The sequence below is a fragment of the Pseudomonas sp. GV085 genome (genome assembly GCF_003050925.1).
Lineage (GTDB): Bacteria > Pseudomonadota > Gammaproteobacteria > Pseudomonadales > Pseudomonadaceae > Aquipseudomonas.
This window is the reverse complement of record NZ_QAOV01000001.1, coordinates 1-19,428: the sequence shown is the minus strand read 5'-3', so window position 1 is coordinate 19,428 and position 19,428 is coordinate 1. Positions and strand designations below refer to the sequence as shown.

Sequence of the window (19,428 nt, the reverse complement as noted above, 5' to 3'; positions counted from 1 at the left end):
CGGGGCGCTGGCTATCGTGGGTTCACCAACCACCGCGAGAGCTGTTTCATGAACGCTTACGAAAGCCTTAACTTCGCTGAAAAAATCAGCCAGATCGATTCCCACTGGTCGCCCCGGGTCATCGCCGAAATGAACGACTACCAGTTCAAGGTGGTGAAGCTGCTGGGGGACTTTATCTGGCACGACCACCTCGATACCGACGAAACCTTCATCGTGCTCGAAGGCCGGCTGCGCATCGATTTTCGCGATGGCCACGTGCTGGTGAATGCAGGGGAAATGTATGTAGTGCCCAAAGGCATCGAGCACAAGCCCTGTGCCGAGCAGGAGGTAAAACTCCTGCTGATCGAACCCAAGGGTGTCCTCAACACCGGTAGCGAAGGTGGCGAGCGCATGGCCGAGAATGATGTGTGGATATGAGCGCTGACCGGCTTACACCTGCAAGGTCTTGCCGTCCACCGGCTCGCCAATGGTCAGGAAGTGCCCGCCCGCCACGTGGTGCAAGGTGCGCAAGGCATCTTGCCCTTCGAAGTGCCAGCGCCCTTCGCTGAACACGCGTTCGTCAGCCTGGGCGGCAATCACTTCGGCCAGGAACAGATCGTACTGCTGGTGATTGTTCGGCTCCGGTAACAGGCGACATTCCAGCCAGGCCACGCAGCCTTCGAGCATCGGCGCATCGACTGACTCGCCAATGAAGGTCTGCAAGTCGTAGGTCTCGAACTTGTCGCGGCCCGGGCCCTGGGTCAACTCCAGGCCGGAGGTCGAACCGACGGTTTGCACAATGTCGGCCTGAGCGGCGCATGGCACGCTCAGTACAAAAGTGCCCGAGGCTTCCAGCAACTGGCGAGTCCAGGTGGACTTGTCCAGCACCACGGCAATTTTCGGCGGTTCGAAGTCCAGCGGCATGGCCCAGGCTGCCGCCATGATATTGCGCTGGCCACCGTGGGCTGCGCTGACCAGCACGGTCGGGCCATGATTGAGCAGACGATAGGCCTTGGACAAGGGAACCGGACGGCGGTGGGAAGCGCTCATTGAAGTCTGCTCCTGGGGGAAAAGAGCCGATTGTAGCGCCCACGTAACCCTGTGGGAGCGGGCTTGCTCCCACCAAGAGCTGATCGCAGGTCAGTTGGTGAGTTGATTGGCAAACTGCCCCACCGCATTGACCACTTTCTGCGCGCCGTCCTGGATCTCGACAATCACCGTACCCGCTTCCGCCGCCAGCGCCAGGCCCTGTTCGGCCTGGAGCTTGCCGTCGGTCATCAGCGCCACGGCATTGCGCGCCATGTCCTGATTCTGCCGTACCACGAGGACGATTTCGTCGGTGGCCTGGCTGGTGCGCGACGCCAGTTGCCGGACTTCATCGGCCACCACGGCGAAGCCCCTACCCTGCTCGCCTGCACGCGCCGCTTCGATAGCCGCGTTGAGCGCCAGCAAGTTGGTCTGTTCGGCAATGCCGCTGATGGTTTTGACGATGGTACCGATCACCAGCGACTGCTCGTTCAGGGCTTCGATGCCATCGCCAGCGGTTTGCATATGCTTGGCCAGGTCACGCATCACGTCCACGGCCTGGGTCACCACGGCGTTACCGCGCTGGGCGCTTTGGTCGGTTTGCTGCGAGGTGCTGTAGGCAATGTTGGCGGCCTCGGCGACGGCTTGTTCCTGATTGACCTGATCGGTAATCACCGTGGCGAACTTCACCACCTTGTAGAGCCTGTTGTTGGAATCGGCCACCGGATTGTAGGACGCCTCCAGCCAGACCGTACGACCGTGGCTGTCGACACGCTTGAAACGGTCGGCCACGTACTCGCCCGCGTTCAGGCGACGCCAGAAGCCCTGGTACTCGGCACTGTTGTACTCCTCCGGCAGGCAGAAGGTGCGGTGATGTTTACCTTTGATCTGCGCCAGGCTGTAACCCATGCCACTGAGGAAGCGGTCGTTGGCAGTCAGCACGTTGCCGTTGAGGTCGAATTCGATCACCGCCGTGGAGCGCACCAGTGCGCCGATCAGGTTCTCGTGCTCGCGGGAGGCCTCGATGGTGCGGGTCAGGTCGCTGGAGAAGATCGAAAAATACTTGATCCGCCCATCGGCCGAGCGCACCGGTTGCAGGATCGAACGCAACCAGGCTTCCTGGCCCGTACCGCGCAACAGGCGCACTGCGCCGGCGAAGTGCTCGCCACGGGTCAGCGCGTGCTTGAAACGCTGCTGGAATTCGTCGAACTTCACGTGGTCCGGGACGAAGTCGTCGATATGTCGGCCGATCAGGTCACCGCTCTTGTAGTGCATCTCGCCAAGGAAGTTCTGATTGACCGACTGAACCCGTCCATCGCTGTCGAGAGTCAGTACCAACATCTCGCTTTCCAGACTTTCCTTCACTTGCTGGAGGCTGGAGAGTTCTTCACGAAGAGCCGACAGCTCCTGCTTCAAGCGTTTATTGAACATGGGAAAGCACCGATGGACAGGGGTAGTAAGCGATACACAACCTAACCATCGGCCTTGGAAACTTTTACTTAAGCGTGTTTCAGGCTTGTCCTGTAAAAATAGTTACGACGTGCACAATCAATGCGCGCCAGCAGTGGAACAGCCTGCGATTCTCGGCATCCGTGCACCAAAGTACGCGGCACTGCCCACGCCCACCGCGCCCATCACCGCACTGAACATCACGCAGATCCATGGACTCCATGGCATCAGACCGATCAACAACAGCGGTGTGACACTCGCCCACGCGGCGTAGGCAATGTTGTAGGTGAACGAGATGCCCGAGACGCGAATCCGCGCCGGGAACAGGCTGACCATCACCGATGGCACCGCGCCGACCACCCCGCAGGACAGGCCTGCCACGGCGTAGGCCAGGCCGAGCCAGTCGCCGCCCATGATCAGGCAGGCATACAGCACGCCGATGCCCAACGGCAGCAGCAGGCTATAGAGCATCACCGTGCGCCAGGCGCCGATGCGGTCGACCAGCAGCCCGGCGAGCACGCAGCCGATGTTCAAGAACACGATGCCCAGCGCGCTCAAGGCAAAGGTATGGCTGGCGGTCATGCCAAAGGTTTTCTGCATCATGGTCGGGGTGATGACCACGAACACCACCACGGCCGAGGTCAGCACACAGGTGAGGATCATCGCCGGCAAAATGGCCAGGCGATGCTCGCGCAGGACCGTGCGCAGCGGCAGTTCGCCAGCCGCCTCCCGTTGCGCCTGCATGGCCATGAACACCGGGGTTTCGCTGAGCCAGCGACGCAGCCACACGCCAATCACCCCGAACACGCCGCCGAGCAGGAACGGGTAACGCCAGGCGTAATCGAGGATTTCCCCCGGGGTGAATGCCTGCGCCAGGAAGGTCGCAGTCAATGCGCCGATCAAATAGCCGAAGGTCAGTCCCGCCTGCAGGAAACCCAGGGCATAACCGCGATGGGCGACGGGTGCGTGCTCGGCGACGAATACCCAGGCACTCGGCACTTCGCCACCCACCGCCGCCCCCTGGAGAATGCGCAGGGCCAACAGCAGCAACGGTGCGAAATAGCCGATTTGCGCGTAGGTCGGCATGATCCCGATCAGCAGGCAGGGCAGCGCCATCATCAGGATGCTCAGGCTGAAGACTTTCTTGCGCCCCAATCGGTCGGCGAAGTGCGCCATCAGGATGCCGCCCAATGGTCGCGCCAGGTAACCAGTGACGAAGATCCCGAAGCTTTGCAGCAGGCGCAGCCACTCGGGCATTTCCGGCGGGAAGAACAGCTGGCTGAGGGTCAGGGCGAAAAACACGAAGATGATGAAATCGTATATTTCCAGCGCCCCGCCGAGGGCGGCAAGCCCCAGGGTCTTGTAGTCCGAGCGGCTGAACGGCGCCGCGCGCGAATCGGTGTTGGCAGTCATGTAAAGAACTCTGGCACAGGCAAAAACCAAGGTGCCCATGGTCTACGCAAACGTGCTGGCGGACAACCCGTTAGACCAAAGTCCCATAGCCACGAAACAGCGCCGCAAAAATCCTCGGCTTGAATTAATGTTGGCGTCTGTCCAGACGGGCGGTTACTGCCCCGAGGACCACAACAAACATAAAAATCCGAGGTACTCCCGTGGCCGCTGATATCGAAGATAGCCGCTCCGCCCGTTTTGCCCTGCGCTGCTCAAGTTTTGCCGAACGCTGGTTTCCCGACTCCTGGGTGTTTGCTGCCCTGGCGGTGATTATCGTGGCCCTGGCCACCATGGCGATGGGTGCCAAACCCACCGACGCCGCCATGGCCTTTGGTGATGGCTTCTGGAGCCTGATCCCCTTCACCATGCAGATGGCCTTCGTGGTGATCGGCGGTTATGTGGTCGCCAGTTCGCCGCCAGCGGTGAAACTGATCGACCGACTGGCAAAGCTCCCGAAAAACGGCCGCTCTGCCGTGGCCTGGGTCGCGCTGATCTCGATGGTCGCATCGCTGCTGAACTGGGGCTTGTCCCTGGTGTTCGGCGGTTTGCTGGTGCGCGCCCTCGCCCGTCGTACCGATCTGAAAATGGACTATCGCGCTGCCGGTGCCGCCGCCTATCTGGGGCTTGGCGCGGTATGGGCCTTGGGCCTGTCGTCGTCCGCTGCGCAATTGCAGGCCAACCCGGCGAGCCTGCCGCCGTCGATTCTGTCGATCACCGGGATGATTCCATTCACGCAGACGATCTTTCTCTGGCAGTCCGGCGTGATGCTGCTGGCCTTGATCGTCATCTCGCTGATCATTGCCTACGCCACCGCCCCCGGCCCGAACTCGGCACGTGATGCCAAGGCCTGCGGTGTCGATCCGAGTTTCAACCTGCCACCGCTGCAACCACGCACCCGCCCCGGCGAATGGCTGGAACACAGCCCGCTGCTGACGATTCTGCTGGCGTTGCTGGCTGCTGGGTGGCTGCTCCATGAGTTTTCGACCAAACCGGCTATCAGCGCGATTTCCGGGCTGAACACCTACAACTTCCTGTTCATCATGCTCGGTGCCCTGTTGCACTGGCGTCCGCGCAGCTTTCTGGACGCCGTGACCCGTGCGGTGCCGACCACTACCGGCGTGCTGATCCAGTTCCCGCTCTACGGTTCGATCGCGGCGCTGATGACCACGGTCAAGGGCGCCGATGCGCAGACCCTGGCCCATCACATCTCGACCTTTTTCGTCAGCATTGCCTCCCACGACACCTACGCGCTGCTGATGGGCGTGTATTCGGCGATTCTCGGCTTCTTCATCCCGTCCGGTGGCGGCAAGTGGATCATCGAAGCGCCGTACGTGATGCAAGTGGCCAATGACCTGAACTACCATCTGGGCTGGGCGGTGCAGATCTACAACGCCGCCGAAGCCCTGCCAAACCTGATCAACCCGTTCTTCATGTTGCCGCTGCTGGGCGTGCTGGGGTTGAAAGCGCGGGACTTGATCGGCTTCTCGTTCGTGCAATTGCTGGTACACACGCCATTGGTGCTAGTGTTGTTATGGGCACTGGGGACGACGCTGGCGTATTTGCCGCCGGTAATGCCGTAACCAAAAAAAGGGCCGATATTGATATCGGCCCTTTTTGTTCCGCCCTGTCTGTTTCAGTATCTGCTGGACTTATACGCTGAAAAGGATCTGAGCATGTTCAAACTCGCGGCACTCACTCTCGCAGCCCTCACCCTGAGCACCACCGCCCACGCCGATGCCAACTTGAAGCTGGGCACTACCGAACGCGTTACCCGCCTCTTCGCCTACCCCAACAATTGCAACGTGATCTGCTTTCGCAACTGGACGCTTGAGCAAACCGTCGAGCACTACCTGACCCAGAGCGTGCAGCGCGATGGCTACGGTGACGCGAAGGTTCTGGTCAAAACCGATAACGGTCAGCTCCACGCAGAAATCATCGGCGTGCCCAACGGCTATGAAAAACCCTTGGCAGCGCTACTCGATGCCGGTGACCTGGCCTATAACGGCGCCAGCAAACTGAATGCCGATGGCAAGTGGGCGTACAGCTGGTATCTGTTCCTGCCGCTGGGCATGGCCCTGGAAAACCGCAAAAGCGTCGAACTGCTGCACTTCCCGCCCGACTATTCGCTGACCCAGGCCCAGGATTACCTGAAGTCCGCCACCACGGATCGCTGGGCCACGCTGCTCACCGCCAATGGCATCCCGGCCGAACAGACGCCAGGCTTTCAGACCATTGTCGACATCGCCCCTATCGCCGCCCCATCCAACGCCGGCAAGGACCTGGAGGGCGTCTACAGCTACTTCAACGACTACCAGACCACCATGGTCAGGAACGTCAGCCTGCACGCCAACGGTGAAGCATTGCCAATGGTCGCCTTCGGCGCGCCGGTGCGTAACTGGATCAAGCAACAATACGGGCCGACCGTGAACGTGCTGGGCCTGGCGACGATCAGCCCGAGTGACGGGGTGAAGGTGCGGGTGCTGGGTTCCAACCACCCGAGCTACATCTGGTACGCCGCCGATCCGGCGAACTATTCCGGCAATGATGCCAAGGCCAAGGCCGATGCGGCGGGCCTGAAAGTCATGGGCCAGGATTTGAGCGCCGCGTGCTGGCAGGCCGTCATGGGTAGCCAACCGGACAGTAATGCCGATGTCGAGCTGAAAACCTGCACGCAAACCTGGCAAGTGGCCGAGAAGGAAAAAACCTGCACGCTGTTCTACACCTCGATTCGCAACCTGACGCCGGGACAGGCGGCGGCCAAATGCTCGACTGCACCGGTCCAACTGCAGCTCAAACAGCTCAAGGCGCCAGCTCCAGCCACGGCCCTGCCCGCTCCACCGCTATAAACCGATGGCTGGCAGTCGACCTGTCAGTTATGACAGTAGACCGCCCGCGATATCTGCGAGAGGCTTGGGCCGTACCCATGTGCTGCGGCGCTGACAGGATCGTCAGCCAATGGAAGTCGCAGCACCCAGCCGACAAGGAACGTTATGAAAGCCAATGCACTGCGCAAGTCTCTCGCACCGCCGCAGGGTGTTTACCCTTTTGTGGCGTTGCCCCTTCACCTCGGATTTCCATCCCTGGCCGATTTCGAGATTCTCTCGAACGACAAAGGCACGCCGATGGCGGTAGCAGCGCTGCGCGAGTTTCCCCGCATCAGTCGAATCTGCCGGGTGTCGGGGCATTTGCTGCCCTATCGCAGCCGACATACCCGCCAGCTGGCGCCCGATGTTCACGTCTATGACCCGCGCTTCTGCGGGCTGCTGCGCCACTCTTGCGACCCGAACGTGTTTCTGGACATGAGTGAGCTGTGGTTATGGGCGCTGAAGGACATTCAGAAAGGCGACTGGCTGTCGATGGATTACGCGGCCACGGAAGACAAGCTGCTGCGCCAGTTCGCCTGCCACTGCGGTTCGTACAACTGCCGGGGCTGGATCACCGGATACGATGAAGCGCCGAACGCCGACGGCCAGCCGTTTTTGCAACAGTGGCGTCGGCAGAGTCTGCGCTGAGGGACTTTACAGGGGCTCGAACGGACGCAGGCGGTACTGCGCTGGCAGTTGCTCGAAACCGCTAATGGTCGCATTCAGGCTCTTCCAGCGGCCATCCTTGATGCCATAAATGCAGCCGTGGACCGACAGGCTCTGCCCGCGGTGCCAGGCGTTTTGCACAATGCTGGTGTGACCGACGTTGGCCACCTGCTGGATTACGTTGAGCTCGCAAAGACGGTCGACCCGTTCTTCCTCGGTGGCAAGTTTGGCCAGTTCTTCGCGCTTTTCGTAATACAGGTCGCGAATCGAGCGCAGCCAACCGTCGATCAGGCCGAACTGACGATCCTGCATCGAGGCGCGCACACCACCGCAGCCATAATGACCGGTGACGAGGATGTGTTTGACCTTGAGCACATCGACCGCGTACTGAATCACCGACAGGCAGTTGAGGTCGGTGTGCAGCACCACGTTGGCCACATTACGGTGTACGAACAGATCACCCGGTAGCATGCCGACGATCTCGTTGGCCGGCACCCGGGCATCGGAACAACCGATCCACAGGAACTCAGGAGTCTGTTGGCGAGCCAGCTTGGCGAAGAAGTCAGGATCTTGCTCCTTGATCGCAGCGGCCCAACGCTCGTTGTTATCAATCAGATCTTGTAATTCGTTCATGCTTTGAAGCCTCAAGAATGATGCGCAGCTTTGACTGACAACCGTCCGTCGGGGTCACGCGCGAAATGCAAATGCTCTCCTGATCCGGAACACAGGGCTCCATGCCGGTGGAATTCTCGGTAGCCAAGTAGGTCAACCGTAGTAAGGCCTACAGTATGAGGAATTACCATGAATGATTCACGACGTCCGTACGATGCGGTGCAACCGGAACCCGTCGATGACGACGAAGACCGCATGGGCTCGGTGCGTGAGCTGGATTTCGATGAAGAAGAGCCCGGTGCCAGAATCGGTGACGAATTGCCGGACGAGGAGCGCAAGCAACTGATGCCTCGTCGGCGCGTACGTGAAGCGGGCCTGACCGGTGCCTCGACCGGAAATCATCAACCTACCGACGATGACTTGAGCCCGGAAACCCTGATCCGTGAAGACGGCGCCAGGGATGCCCATGAGGCCGGTGAGGACAGTCGGGCCGACTGGGACCTGAGCATTGTCGATGGCCATGACATCGGCGGTGGCAGCGGGCTGGATGAGGCAGAACAGGCGCTACGCGATCCTCTCGACAAAAAACGTTGATCCTGTGGCGAGGGAGCTTGTCGGATCGCCGCACCGTCCCGCTCGGCTGCGAAGCAGTCGCAAAACACATCCCCAAATGCTCTCGGGGGCCGCTTTGCGACCCAGCGGGAGCAAGCTCCCTCGCCACAGACGGGTATGAATCAATCCACCAAAGTACAGGCCATGACCACCGCATCTTCGCGCCCACCCACCGCCGGGTAGTAATCCCGGCGCCGGCCGATCTCGTTGAAACCATAACGCTCGTACAGCTTGAACGCCGCGGTATTGCTGTCGCGCACTTCCAGGAAACACTCCCGGGCGTCGGCCTTGTAGGCAATCGACATCAAATGCTCAAGCAATGTCAGCCCCAGGCCACGGCCCTGGTTTTCCGGCTTGACCGTAATGTTCAGCAGATGAGCCTCGTCGAGGATGATCTGCACCACACCGTGGCCCACCTGTTGCTGACCTTCGAACATCAGCCAGATCTGATACTTGCCCAGGCCATCGAGGAAAATCCCGCGAGTCCAGGGATGGCTGTAGGCTGCGTATTCGATTTTCAGTACAGTTTCCAGGTCCGCCTCGTTCATCGGGCGAAACGATACAGCGTCACTCATTCGATTCTTTCCAGCGCGCCATCAGCCGGCGCATGGCTTGCCAGACATCAGCCTTACGCTGTGGCTCTTCCATTAATAATTCCAGGCCCGGCACCGCCCAGGCCGAGCCCAGGCCTTCGATCTGCAACTCGCGATTGAACGCCTCGGCATCCGCCTCGCCGGCAAATCGCACCGCGGGTAAGCCGATCAGCCACAAGCAGGCGCAGGGCGTTTCTTCCATGCGCACCGAGAGGAAACCTTGCACGAAGTCGCGGGCCGCTTCCGGGCCTTGATCCATCGTGCCACGCACCAGCAACGGCCAGCGTACCGGCTCACCGACGATCTGCGGGCTGTCCGGCAGACCGGCGGCGCGCAGCATGTCCTTGAGCAGCAGATAAGCAGGATCGCGGCTCTGGAAGGATTCGCCTGTGGGTAACTCCACCAGCAGCAGGCAACGCCCGGCCCGCAACAATTGCAGGGCGAAACGCGGGGGCGGCACGATCGGGGCCTTGACTACGACCGGCGCCTCTTCAGCCTCTTCCACCGGTTTGGCACCGGTGCGCGTGCTTGCCAGCGATGGTCGCGGCACCTCGATCTTCGCCCGCTCGGCCGGCTTGGCCACAGGCGCCACGGGCGTCTGGGCCACAACAGCGGGCACGACAGGCGCGACCACAACCGGCTCTGGCATGTCCAGCAGCTCGGGCCGCGACGGCGCGGCAAAGGGCAATTCGGTACGCGGCAGCCAGTTGACCACCTGCATGGCGGCCAGATAAGCGCGACGACGGGACTCGATAAGCAAAGGTCGGCCACTTGTGGATAACTAAAGTGCGCTGATTCTACCGCCGTTCGCTAAAGATCGCCCGCGCTGTTGATCGATAGACTTCACCGATAGTCTTTGCACCTATGAAAAATGGCGACAGCCCGTCCCGAGAGTGAATCGCATCGCGCCCGATGCAGTACAATCGCGACTTTTAATCGCCAACCAGCCGGCCATTCCGATGATCGAACCCAAGCGCGTCTTGCGCGCCCTCGCTGAACACTGGGCACTTCTGGAGCCACTGTGCGAGCACTTCGACCAAGGCACACTGAGCCTGAACGAACTGCGCACGCAACTGGCCGCCCAGCAACTCGACAGTACGCCGCAGGACATCACCAGCCTGCTGGACGTGTGGATTCGCCTCGACATCCTGGTTCCCGTGGCCAAAAGCCCGAACCGTTTCGAGCTCAATGCGCAGATTCACGACTTCCTCGCCTATCTGCGCCGTGAACACCGCCTGGGCCTGTGCCTGGAGATCGAAGCCTACCTGCGCCACCTGGAGCGTCTGGCCGGTTATATCCAGGACGCATTCGATATCCGCGATGGCAATGACCTCGCCCGCCAATTGCGTCTGCTCGACATGCGCGTGCGTGACGTACTGAAAAAACTCGATAACGACGAACAGGCACTGGTGGCCGTCGCCGAACGGGCAAAAACCAGCGACCGGCAGATTCCGTTGCGCCAGCGTTACGCTGAAGTGCTGGCGACCTGGGACGAATACGTCGAGCCGATGATTGATCTGGTTAACGCCGACGGCGCCTTCGAACAAGGCGTGCGCAAGGTCGAAACCGTCCTGCTGAAGATGCTCAGCGAACAGCAGCGCCTCGGCCACCTGGTCGACGACGACATGCTGCTGCGTACCCACGCACGCATCCTCGAAATGCAGACCAGCGCTCAACTGACCCTGCGTCATGCCCGCGAACTGCTCTTGCCGCTGCGTGAAGAAGCCCGCCGGCACAACGCCGTGACCCGTGGCGCGGCGCTGGCCCTGTCGATGATCCGCCGCAAGGGCATCGACGCCGTGCCGCAAGCGGCGATGCCGATGTTCACCCGCCCGCAAAGTACCTTCCTCGGCAGCGCCAGTCAGGTCGAAGCCTACGTTTACGCCCTGGCGCGTTTCGAACCGAAACCGGCGCGCTTCCCCAAGGCCCACAAGACCCAGAAAGGCGAAGCCCCGCGTGCGCCACGCACGGTTCGGGAAATGCTCGAACGTTGCGAGGACGCCCTGCCGATGCCGGACCTGATGACCTGGCTGCTGGAGCAGGAACCGGACGGCGCCACCGACGAATTGCTGTACTGGTTCTCGCGTCTGTCGCGGGAAAAACGCTTCACGCGCGAGCGTCTGGAGCGTCGCGAATACCATACCCACGAGCATCAGGTCAGCCTGCGCTCCTTCGCCCTGCTCTCGGTCAGCGATACCGCCGCCGAGGATTCTGCGAGCACTCCTTATGCATCTTGATCTATCCGAACTGTCCCATCTGGCACCGATCTTTCGCGAGCTGTTCAAGGGTTACCACGTCAGCCGCCGCGATCCGGAGCTGTACGCACAGTTGTCGAACTTTCAGGACCAATACCGCACGCTGTTCAAGGCCCTGGGCTTTGAACTGGTCTGCGACACCCGCGGCTTCTACTACTTCGTGCCGGACCTCGCGGCGGCGGCGGTGAACAAGACCGCCCAGCGTCTGGCGCTGTTCACCTTCATCCTCGTCGAGCACCTGGCCGACCAGGGCCGCGACCCGATCGCCGTGCTCGACGGCGGCAGCCTCGGTCGCGATGAGCTCCCATCGTTGCTGGAAAAGTACCGCGACCTGTTCATCCAGGCCGAAGTGCAGACCCAGGACGAGCTGGAAGAAAAGATCATGCGCCGCATGACCCAACTCGGTTTTGCCAGCGAAGAAAACGGCATCTACCGTTTCCTGCCGCCGATGCACCGTTTCCTCGATGTGTGCCTGTCGGTGCAGCAGGACCGCGATCTGGCCGCCAGCCTGCACAGCGTCCTGCCGTTGCCGGTGCCGGTGCCGGTGCTGATCGACGACGACAGCGACGAAAAACTGCTGCAGACCGATGACCCGCTCGACCTCGCAGAATTTGAAGATGAAAGCGAAGAAGACGCCCTGGCCCGCGCCATCGCCGAAGAACAGGAGCTCGACGCATGAGCAAGGAACGTTACGGCATCCGCCGCTTTGCCCTTTTGAACACCGCCGGCTATAGCCTTGGCCTGTTCCCGCTGGAAGAGCCGCTGTCGGTGTACGGCGCGAACAACCTCGGTAAATCCGCCTCGATCAACGCCTTGCAGTTCCCGATCCTGGCGCGCATGTCGGACATGAGCTTCGGCAAGTACAGCCTGGAGCAGTCCCGGCGCTTCTACTTCGCCTCGGACACCAGCTACATCCTGGTCGAAGTGAACCTGCCCCACGGTCCCCACGTGATAGGCGTGGTCGGTCGCGGCCCGGGCGGCGGTTTCGGTCACCAGTTCTTTGCCTACGCCGGCAAACTGGACCTGGCCCACTACCAGAAAAACGACACCTGCCTGCGTCAGAAAGAACTGTTCACCAACCTTGAGCGCGAAGGCCTGAAAGCCTACGAACTCAAGCCGGACGAACTGCGCCGTTTGTTGGTCGGTGGCCACACCTCGATCCCGCTGGACCTGACGCTGATTCCACTGCGCTCCACCAGCGAGCAGAGCCTGAAAACCTTCCGCGCGCTGTTCATCAACCTGCTGCACATGCGTGAAATCACTGCGGCCAAGCTCAAGCAACTGTTCCTCGATGCCTTCGAACACAGCCTGCGCTCCGGCAGCGTCGATTACATCGCCGCGTGCGAAGAAGCGTTCCGCGATGTACGCCGCATGGAGCAGGACTACAACTCGCTGGTCGCCGCCGGCCCGCTGGTCGAAGCCTTGGCCAACGGTGTGAAACAACGCGACATTCTGCGCGGCAAACTGCACCGGATCTCGCCCCTGCTCGACTCGCTGCTGGGCACCTGGTCGGACTACGCCAGTGCGCGCAAGGAGGAGCTGACCATTCAGGCCGAGCACTACCGCAATGAGCAGGACGCCCTGCAAAACGACCAGCGCGGCGGCACTCAGGAACTGATGCGTCTGGAGCGGGAAATCACCGGCATCCAGCGCTGGCTCGGCGAATTGTCGGTGCTCAAGCATCGCTTTGCCCTGATCGATGACGTGAAGGTGCTGGAACAGCAACTGCTGGCCGCCAAGGACGCCCACGACGAACTCGCCGGTGCATTGGCGCAATCCCGCCAGTTCAGCGCCGAAGATCTCGAAGAGCGTCTGCGCGATCTGGAAAAACGCCTGAAGTCGGTCAAACAGCAACTCGATCACGCCGACAACAACAGCTACGCCCGCCTGCGCGAAGAGTTCTCGCAGCAGGACGTCGAACGACTGATGCGCTTGTTCAACAGCGCGCTGTTCAGCCTGCCATTGGGCGAACACGGCATCACCCTCGACGACGACGGCGAGTGGGTCAAATCCGTGGAGCTGATCCTCGACGGCTTCAAAGGCGAACGCTTCGAAGTGCCGGGCCTGTCCATCGACATCTCGCACATCGAACCTCCGGCATTGCAGGCCCTGGCTGACCGCGCGGCGTTGCGCGATCAGAAAGAGCGCCTGGAAAAAGAACTCAAGCAACTGAAAACCCAGCAAGCCGTGGCCGCCGACCGCGCCGCGAGCAAGACCCAGACCGAAGCGCTGTACCAGCAAGTGCTGGATGCACAGAAAGCCCTGGAAGACTTCCGTCGTGCGCAAACCCTGAGCGCCGAGGAAGGCGACAAGCTTGAGCAGCTGGCACAAATGGAAGCGGCGCAGGATGAGCTGAAGCGCTCCAGCGACGCCTTCACCGAGCGCGTCCAGCAACTGTCGGCCAAGCTGCAACTGGTCGGCCGGCAGATCGGTGACATGGAAGCCAAGCAACGCACCCTCGACGACGCCCTGCGCCGCCGTCAGTTGCTGCCAGCGGACCTGCCGTTCGGCACACCGTTCATGGACCCGATCGACGATTCGATGGACAACCTGCTGCCGTTGCTCAATGACTATCAGGACAGCTGGCAAGGTCTGCTGCGCGCCGATGGTCAGATCGAAGCGCTGTACGCTCAGGTGCGCCTCAAGGGCGTGGCCAAGTTCGACAGCGAAGACGATATGGAGCGTCGCCTGCAACTGTTGATCAACGCCTATGCGCACCGTACCGATGAAGCCCTGACCCTGGGCAAGGCGCGTCGCGCGGCGGTCACCGACATCGCCCGGACCCTGCGCAACATCCGCAGCGACTACGACAGCCTCGAACACCAACTGGCACTGTTCAACCGCGAGATCAACAAACGTCAGGTCTCCAACCTGCAGAGCTTCCGTATCGTGCTTGCGCCGAACAAGGAAGCGCTCAAGCACATCGACCAGATCATTCACAGCGCCGGTCAGTACGAAGAAGGCGAAACCCTGTCGGTGTTCGATCTGAGCCAGAGTGCGGAACAGGACAACAAGAACGAAGAGGCCAAGGAATACCTGGCGCGGCTGGTGGCGGCAAACCACAACCAGCTCGGCCTCAAGGACTTGTTCGAACTGGCGTTCGAGATCACCAAGGTCAACGGCCAACCAGTGATCCACACCGACATCGACGGCGCCGCCTCCAATGGCACCACCATGACCATCAAGGCGCTGACCAACATGTACTTGTTGCTGCACTTGATGGACCGCGACCAGGCCGGTCGCGTGCGCCTGCCGTACTACCTCGACGAGGCGGCGGACATCGATGAGAAGAACCAGGCCGCCTTGCTGGAAACCAGCCTGCAGCTGGGCTTCGTGCCGATTCTGGCGAGCGTGAAGCCGCAGGTCTGCGCCAGCGTCGCCATCGACCTGGAAGGCGGCAGCGGCCCGGCCGGCATCTACATCGACGAGGCGGACTGGAAGTACATCCGTCGTCACGATCAGGTGAAGGCGACAGTCAACGAACAAGCGGATGAACCGGAGCTGGATGCAGTTTGAGGCTTGAATCGAAGGCAATGAAAAAGGCGGCTATCCAATGGATCGCCGCCTTTTTTCATCAACCTGTTTTTAGTCTTTCAGTGCGTTTGAGGGCCTCTTCGCGAGCAGGCTCGCTCCCACTTTAGATCGGCGTAAACGCAATCCATTGTGGGAGCGAGCCTGCTCGCGAAGACGGCAGCACAAGCACCATCAGACTACTTGCCGATGGAAATCTTCGGCGCCCAACCCAGCCATTCCTCCTCAAACTTGTCAAACAGCGCGAACGTCTGCTCCGGTTGCGCCGGGCCGCCCATGCGCTCACCGTCCGGTGTGGCAAAGGCAACACCGCCCTGAATCATCGTCTCCAGGGATTCAGTGCGCACCGTTGCGCCTTTGAACAGGCCGACATCGAAGTCGAAACCGCTGGTGTTCCAGAACCGCGTGCCGCTGCGTACCAGTGGAGCGTATTTCGGCTCGATCAGGATGTGGATCAGGACACGATCAGCAGTCTGGCCCAGTTCATAACCCGTCACCTTGCCCACGGTGATTTCGCGATACGTCACCGGCACGCCGGCCTTCAGCGATCCGCGACGAGCGGCGCTGAGCACCAGACTCAATCCCGCTTCCTGCTTGGCGGTTTCCGGCGCAGCGACCAAAGCGACAAAGTTCTTCTGCGGCCCCAGATTTTTCGCTGCCGGTTGCACCTCGATGTATTGCCCGGTCACCAGGGTTTCGAGATTGGACGTCTTGATCAGGCCCAGCTCAGGCTTGACCACCCAGAACTGACTGCCAACCCGGGCGATGCGTTCCGGCACTTCGGTAATCCGCGCGGTCAGCAGCACCGATTGCAGGTCGTCACTCAGGTCAACGTCCTCGATCTTGCCGACATCCAGGCCCTTGAAGCGAATCGGCGTGCCCGTACGCAAACCATCGGCGCGGTCTACCTTGATGCTGATCACCTCACCCTTTTGCGTGGCGTCGTCACGGCTGGCAAACAAGCGGAAACGTGGAATGCGCTTGCGTAGCGGCGCCTTGGCTTCCGGGGTTTCAAACGCAATACCACCGGCCATCAAACTTTGCAGAGACTCACTTTTGACTTGAATCCCACCGGTCAGTCCACCCGTGAGCGTGATGCCGCTGGCATTCCAGAAGCGTGTCGAGGCGTTGACCAGATCCTCGTATTCCTTCTCGATGTGCACGCCGATGATCAACTGCTTTTTGGTGCGCGAGAACTGATAGCTCTGTACGGAGCCGACTTTAACCTGCTTGTAGAGAACCGGGCTGCCGACTTCCAGCGAACCAAGGTTTTCCGTGAATAACACCAAATGCAGTCCAGGTGCACGCAGATCCAGCGGCGGCGCCTTGGCCCGTGCCACAAACTCCCGTTGTGGAGCCGAACCCTTGTCGCCAGGTCGCACAGCGATGTAGTTACCTTTGACCAGCGCTTCCAGGCCGGTAATCCCTGCCAGGGAAATCGACGGTTTGACCACCCAGAATTGCGTACCGTCCACCAGGTAATCTTCGGCCAATGGATCCATCGTCAATTCGGCAGTGGCCCCGGACAGATCAGGATCGACCTTCAGCGCCTTGAGATTGCCGACCTGGATGCCTTTGTACATCACCGGCGTACGACCGGCCTGCAAGCCTTCGAAGTCGCTGAGCTTGACCTTGACCCGGATACCGGCCGCCGCTGCATCGAAGTCTTCGTAGAGTCTGAACGGCAGGCTTGGGTCGGTAGGCGGGCTGTCCTTGCGGTTTTCAGGCGTAGCGAATGCAATACCACCGGCGACGATGCTGGCCAACGACTCGCTGCGCACTTTCACACCGGACAGATTGGCGTCGATGCTGATGCCGCTGGCGTTCCAGAAACGTGTGTGTTTGCGTACCAGTTTGGCGTAAGTCGGCTCGATGAAGACCTTGAGCTCGACAGTGCTCTGGTCCTCGGACAGCACGTAGCTCTTGATCTGACCTACCTTGATCTGTTTGTAGAACACCGGGCTGCCGCGGTTCAACGAACCCAGGCGATCAGCTTTGATGGTCAGGTGCAGACCCGGCTGGGCATCGGAGAGCGGCGGCTCCTGGGCCAGGGCCTTGAATTTGCGGACGGGCTCGCCTTCCCCCGGACTGATGGCAACATAGTTACCTGAAACCAGCGTCTCAAGACCGGTAATCCCTGCCAGCGTCACGCTCGGCTTGACCAGCCAGAAACGCGTGCTGGTTCGCAGGTATTGCTCTACGTCCTTGTTCATTTCGATACTGGCGATCACACCTTTGGAACTGCCCTCATCATCGAGCTTGAGGCTTTTGACCTTACCGACTGGCATGCCTTTATAGACCACTTCGGTCTTGTTGGCCTGAATGCCTTCGCCACTCTCAAAACGCACCTGAATCTCGATGCCGGTCTCGCTATAGGCACGCCAGCCGAGCCAGCCGCCAATGATCAAGGCGATCAGGGGCAGCACCCAAATGGCAGACCAGTTCGAGGCCGGTCGGGTTTTCGCTACAGGCAAATCAGTCATGGTCGTCGTCCGACTCCGTGTTATCCCAAATCAGTCGGGGATCGAAAGTTACTGCGGCAAGCATCGTCAGAATCACTACAGTGGCGAAGGCGATGGCGCCAAGATTGGCTTCGATGCTGGCAAGCCGGCCAAAATTCACGACCGCCACGAGGATGGCGATCACAAAGATATCGAGCATCGACCAGCGGCCGATGAATTCAATGAAACGGTACATCCAGATACGCTGGCGAGCCGAAAGGGGCTGACGGCGCTGCACGGAAAACAGCAGCAGAGCGATGCCTACCAGCTTGAAGGTGGGCACCAGGATACTGGCGATAAACACCACCGCCGCAATGGGGATCATTCCGTAGTGCACCAACTCGATCACACCCGCCATGATCGTGCTGGGCGCACCCTTGCCCAGAGAGTTCACGGTCATGATCGGCAGCAAATTGGCCGGTATGTAAAGAATGGCGGCGGTAATCAGCAATGCCCAGGTGCGCACCAGGCTATTCGGGCTGCGGGCATGCACCAGTGCTCCGCAGCGTGTACAGACTTGCTCATCGCTATCAGCTTCCTGCCTGTTCAATTCATGACATTCCTTGCAAATCAGAATGCCTGCATCAATCGCCCGCATGGGCATCTTCTCCTGATAATGCTTGCCAGATCTGGTGAGGCGACATTACGACCTCCAGCCAGACTTGAATCAGCAACAAACCGATGAAGCACGCCAGGCCGAGGCCTACGGTGATGGCTGCCATATCTGCCAGCTTGACGATCGCCACGAGTACGCCCATGAAGTAAACCTCGAGCATCCCCCATTCGCGTATATGGTGATAAATGCGATAGAGCAACAAGCCGTAGCTGCGGCCGACATTGAAACGGATACTCAACAATACGGCCAGTTGGCACAGTAGCTTGAGCAGCGGGATCCCCATGCTGCACAGGAACACAATCACTGAGACGCTTTGCATGCCCGTATCAAAAAGGGCTACAACACCGCTCCAGACAGTGTCTTGCGAAGATTGCCCGAGCAGATTGAGTTGCATGATGGGTAAAAAGTTCGCCGGAATAAACAACAACAAGGCGGCGGCGACCAAGGCAAGACTGCGCTGTACGACGTTGTAGCGATGGGCATAAAGCTCGTAGCCACAGCGCGGGCACAAGGCTTTTTCGCCATGGGCGAGTTCGGGCTTACGCATCAGCAGGTCGCACTCATGGCAGGCAACCAGATTTTCTAGTGGTAATTCTGACAGCTCTTTGGCGTCAACCGAATCCGGCATAAGCGCTCTGACTCTGAAAAAGTTGGTCCTATTCTAGTGTCCCGGGACAAAAATAACTGCGCCAATTTGTGCTTGATTGCTTGAGCTTTTGAAGGCGACTTGCTGTAGGAGCGAGCTTGCTCCGGGCGCCGTTCCGACGATGGTTGTCAACGCTGACGCTAACTTGCTGATGCCCCGCGCCGTCCTGAAGCCCATCGTCGGAACGCCGCCCGGAGCAAGCTCGCTCCTACACGGCGGCCAAAAACAAAACCCCTACCTGCGTGCGCAGATAGGGGTTTCGGAATTTAATCTTGACGATGACCTACTCTCACATGGGGAAACCCCACACTACCATCGGCGATGCATCGTTTCACTGCTGAGTTCGGGATGGGATCAGGTGGTTCCAATGCTCTATGGTCGTCAAGAAATTCGGGTACCGAGTCGTGGCCGGCTGGCCGCGCTTCAGCAAATTGGGTAGGTGATAGATTTGTGTGGTTGCGAACTTTCGGTTCATTGCGTCTTCACACACCGCAATCTGGTCTCTTTCGCCTTTTCAGCTAGGAGCATCAAATTGCTTGGGTGTTATATGGTCAAGCCTCACGGGCAATTAGTATTGGTTAGCTCAACGCCTCACAGCGCTTACACACCCAACCTATCAACGTCGT

At 60.2% G+C, this 19,428-nt stretch carries 16 protein-coding genes, 2 rRNA genes and 2 pseudogenes; 8 read left to right on the top strand and 12 right to left on the bottom strand.

Annotated features, from left to right (window positions below; genetic code table 11):
* Window positions 1–48 precede the first annotated feature (48 nt).
* Window positions 49–417 (top strand): cupin domain-containing protein, encoded by a 369-nt coding sequence (locus C8K63_RS00095; protein WP_108214842.1) that lies wholly within the window; start codon window positions 49–51, stop codon window positions 415–417.
* 12 nt (window positions 418–429) lie between these two features.
* On the opposite strand, the gene C8K63_RS00090 is transcribed toward C8K63_RS00095, so the two are convergent.
* The 4 genes and pseudogenes from C8K63_RS00090 to C8K63_RS00080 all read right to left on the bottom strand — a co-directional run bounded on the left by C8K63_RS00090 (window position 430) and on the right by C8K63_RS00080 (window position 3,867).
* Window positions 430–1,029 (bottom strand): flavin reductase family protein, encoded by a 600-nt coding sequence (locus C8K63_RS00090; RefSeq protein ID WP_108214841.1) that lies wholly within the window; start codon window positions 1,027–1,029, stop codon window positions 430–432.
* Window positions 1,030–1,119: 90 nt separating this feature from the next.
* Window positions 1,120–1,557, bottom strand: a pseudogene (locus C8K63_RS31140) (methyl-accepting chemotaxis protein); the annotation flags it as partial.
* A gap of 150 nt (window positions 1,558–1,707) precedes the next feature.
* Window positions 1,708–2,346 (bottom strand): annotated as a pseudogene (locus tag C8K63_RS31135) (PAS domain-containing protein); the annotation flags it as partial.
* A gap of 207 nt (window positions 2,347–2,553) precedes the next feature.
* Complete coding sequence (locus C8K63_RS00080) at window positions 2,554–3,867, bottom strand: MFS transporter (protein ID WP_108214839.1); 1,314 nt, start codon at window positions 3,865–3,867, stop codon at window positions 2,554–2,556.
* Between the two features lie 200 nt (window positions 3,868–4,067).
* Here C8K63_RS00080 and C8K63_RS00075 point away from each other — a divergent pair, with 200 nt between their 5' ends.
* The 3 genes from C8K63_RS00075 to C8K63_RS00065 all read left to right on the top strand — a co-directional run bounded on the left by C8K63_RS00075 (window position 4,068) and on the right by C8K63_RS00065 (window position 7,418).
* The gene (locus tag C8K63_RS00075; protein ID WP_108214838.1) at window positions 4,068–5,486 is read left to right on the top strand and encodes a short-chain fatty acid transporter; all 1,419 of its coding nucleotides are present in this window, start codon (window positions 4,068–4,070) and stop codon (window positions 5,484–5,486) included.
* Window positions 5,487–5,579: 93 nt separating this feature from the next.
* Window positions 5,580–6,752 carry a hypothetical protein gene (locus C8K63_RS00070; protein WP_108214837.1) on the top strand — a complete coding sequence of 391 codons (1,173 nt, stop codon included), beginning with the start codon at window positions 5,580–5,582 and terminating at the stop codon, window positions 6,750–6,752.
* Window positions 6,753–6,896: 144 nt separating this feature from the next.
* Window positions 6,897–7,418: an SET domain-containing protein-lysine N-methyltransferase gene (locus tag C8K63_RS00065; protein ID WP_108214836.1), complete on the top strand. Its 522-nt coding sequence runs from the start codon at window positions 6,897–6,899 to the stop codon at window positions 7,416–7,418.
* Between the two features lie 6 nt (window positions 7,419–7,424).
* Here the strand turns inward: C8K63_RS00065 and can are convergent, their stop codons facing one another.
* Window positions 7,425–8,069: a carbonate dehydratase gene (can, locus tag C8K63_RS00060; protein ID WP_108214835.1), complete on the bottom strand. Its 645-nt coding sequence runs from the start codon at window positions 8,067–8,069 to the stop codon at window positions 7,425–7,427.
* A 168-nt stretch (window positions 8,070–8,237) separates the two neighbouring features.
* On the opposite strand from can, the gene C8K63_RS00055 reads away from it, so the two are divergent.
* On the top strand, window positions 8,238–8,642 hold the full coding sequence (locus C8K63_RS00055) for a serine kinase/phosphatase (protein ID WP_108214834.1): 405 nt from the start codon (window positions 8,238–8,240) through the stop codon (window positions 8,640–8,642).
* A gap of 140 nt (window positions 8,643–8,782) precedes the next feature.
* On the opposite strand, the gene rimI is transcribed toward C8K63_RS00055, so the two are convergent.
* Together rimI and C8K63_RS00045 are read right to left on the bottom strand one after the other, a co-directional pair.
* Window positions 8,783–9,235, bottom strand: coding sequence for a ribosomal protein S18-alanine N-acetyltransferase (rimI, locus tag C8K63_RS00050; RefSeq protein ID WP_108214833.1), 453 nt, complete (start codon window positions 9,233–9,235; stop codon window positions 8,783–8,785).
* Window positions 9,228–9,974 carry an energy transducer TonB gene (locus C8K63_RS00045; RefSeq protein ID WP_108214832.1) on the bottom strand — a complete coding sequence of 249 codons (747 nt, stop codon included), beginning with the start codon at window positions 9,972–9,974 and terminating at the stop codon, window positions 9,228–9,230. The genes rimI and C8K63_RS00045 overlap by 8 nt, the downstream gene beginning before the upstream one ends.
* Before the next feature lie 238 nt (window positions 9,975–10,212).
* Here C8K63_RS00045 and mksB point away from each other — a divergent pair, with 238 nt between their 5' ends.
* The 3 genes from mksB to mksF are packed head-to-tail and all read left to right on the top strand — an operon-like array spanning window position 10,213 to window position 15,024.
* Window positions 10,213–11,490 carry an Mks condensin complex protein MksB gene (mksB, locus tag C8K63_RS00040; RefSeq protein ID WP_177413319.1) on the top strand — a complete coding sequence of 426 codons (1,278 nt, stop codon included), beginning with the start codon at window positions 10,213–10,215 and terminating at the stop codon, window positions 11,488–11,490.
* Complete coding sequence (gene mksE / locus C8K63_RS00035; RefSeq protein WP_108214830.1) at window positions 11,480–12,187, top strand: Mks condensin complex protein MksE; 708 nt, start codon at window positions 11,480–11,482, stop codon at window positions 12,185–12,187. Before mksB ends, mksE begins: the two co-directional genes overlap by 11 nt.
* Window positions 12,184–15,024, top strand: a complete 2,841-nt coding sequence (gene mksF / locus C8K63_RS00030) for an Mks condensin complex protein MksF (RefSeq protein ID WP_108214829.1) — start codon at window positions 12,184–12,186, stop codon at window positions 15,022–15,024. Before mksE ends, mksF begins: the two co-directional genes overlap by 4 nt.
* Window positions 15,025–15,218: 194 nt before the next feature.
* Here mksF and C8K63_RS00025 read toward each other — a convergent pair whose 3' ends face one another.
* The 5 genes from C8K63_RS00025 to C8K63_RS00005 form a co-directional block, all read right to left on the bottom strand.
* Window positions 15,219–17,522, bottom strand: coding sequence for an intermembrane transport protein PqiB (locus C8K63_RS00025; protein WP_108214828.1), 2,304 nt, complete (start codon window positions 17,520–17,522; stop codon window positions 15,219–15,221).
* On the bottom strand, window positions 17,515–18,138 hold the full coding sequence (locus C8K63_RS00020) for a paraquat-inducible protein A (RefSeq protein WP_108214827.1): 624 nt from the start codon (window positions 18,136–18,138) through the stop codon (window positions 17,515–17,517). Before C8K63_RS00020 ends, C8K63_RS00025 begins: the two co-directional genes overlap by 8 nt.
* On the bottom strand, window positions 18,125–18,784 hold the full coding sequence (locus tag C8K63_RS00015) for a paraquat-inducible protein A (RefSeq protein WP_108214826.1): 660 nt from the start codon (window positions 18,782–18,784) through the stop codon (window positions 18,125–18,127). The genes C8K63_RS00020 and C8K63_RS00015 overlap by 14 nt, the downstream gene beginning before the upstream one ends.
* Window positions 18,785–19,072: 288 nt before the next feature.
* Window positions 19,073–19,188, bottom strand: a 5S ribosomal RNA gene (rrf, locus tag C8K63_RS00010).
* A 161-nt stretch (window positions 19,189–19,349) separates the two neighbouring features.
* Window positions 19,350–19,428, bottom strand: a 23S ribosomal RNA gene (locus C8K63_RS00005); the annotation flags it as partial.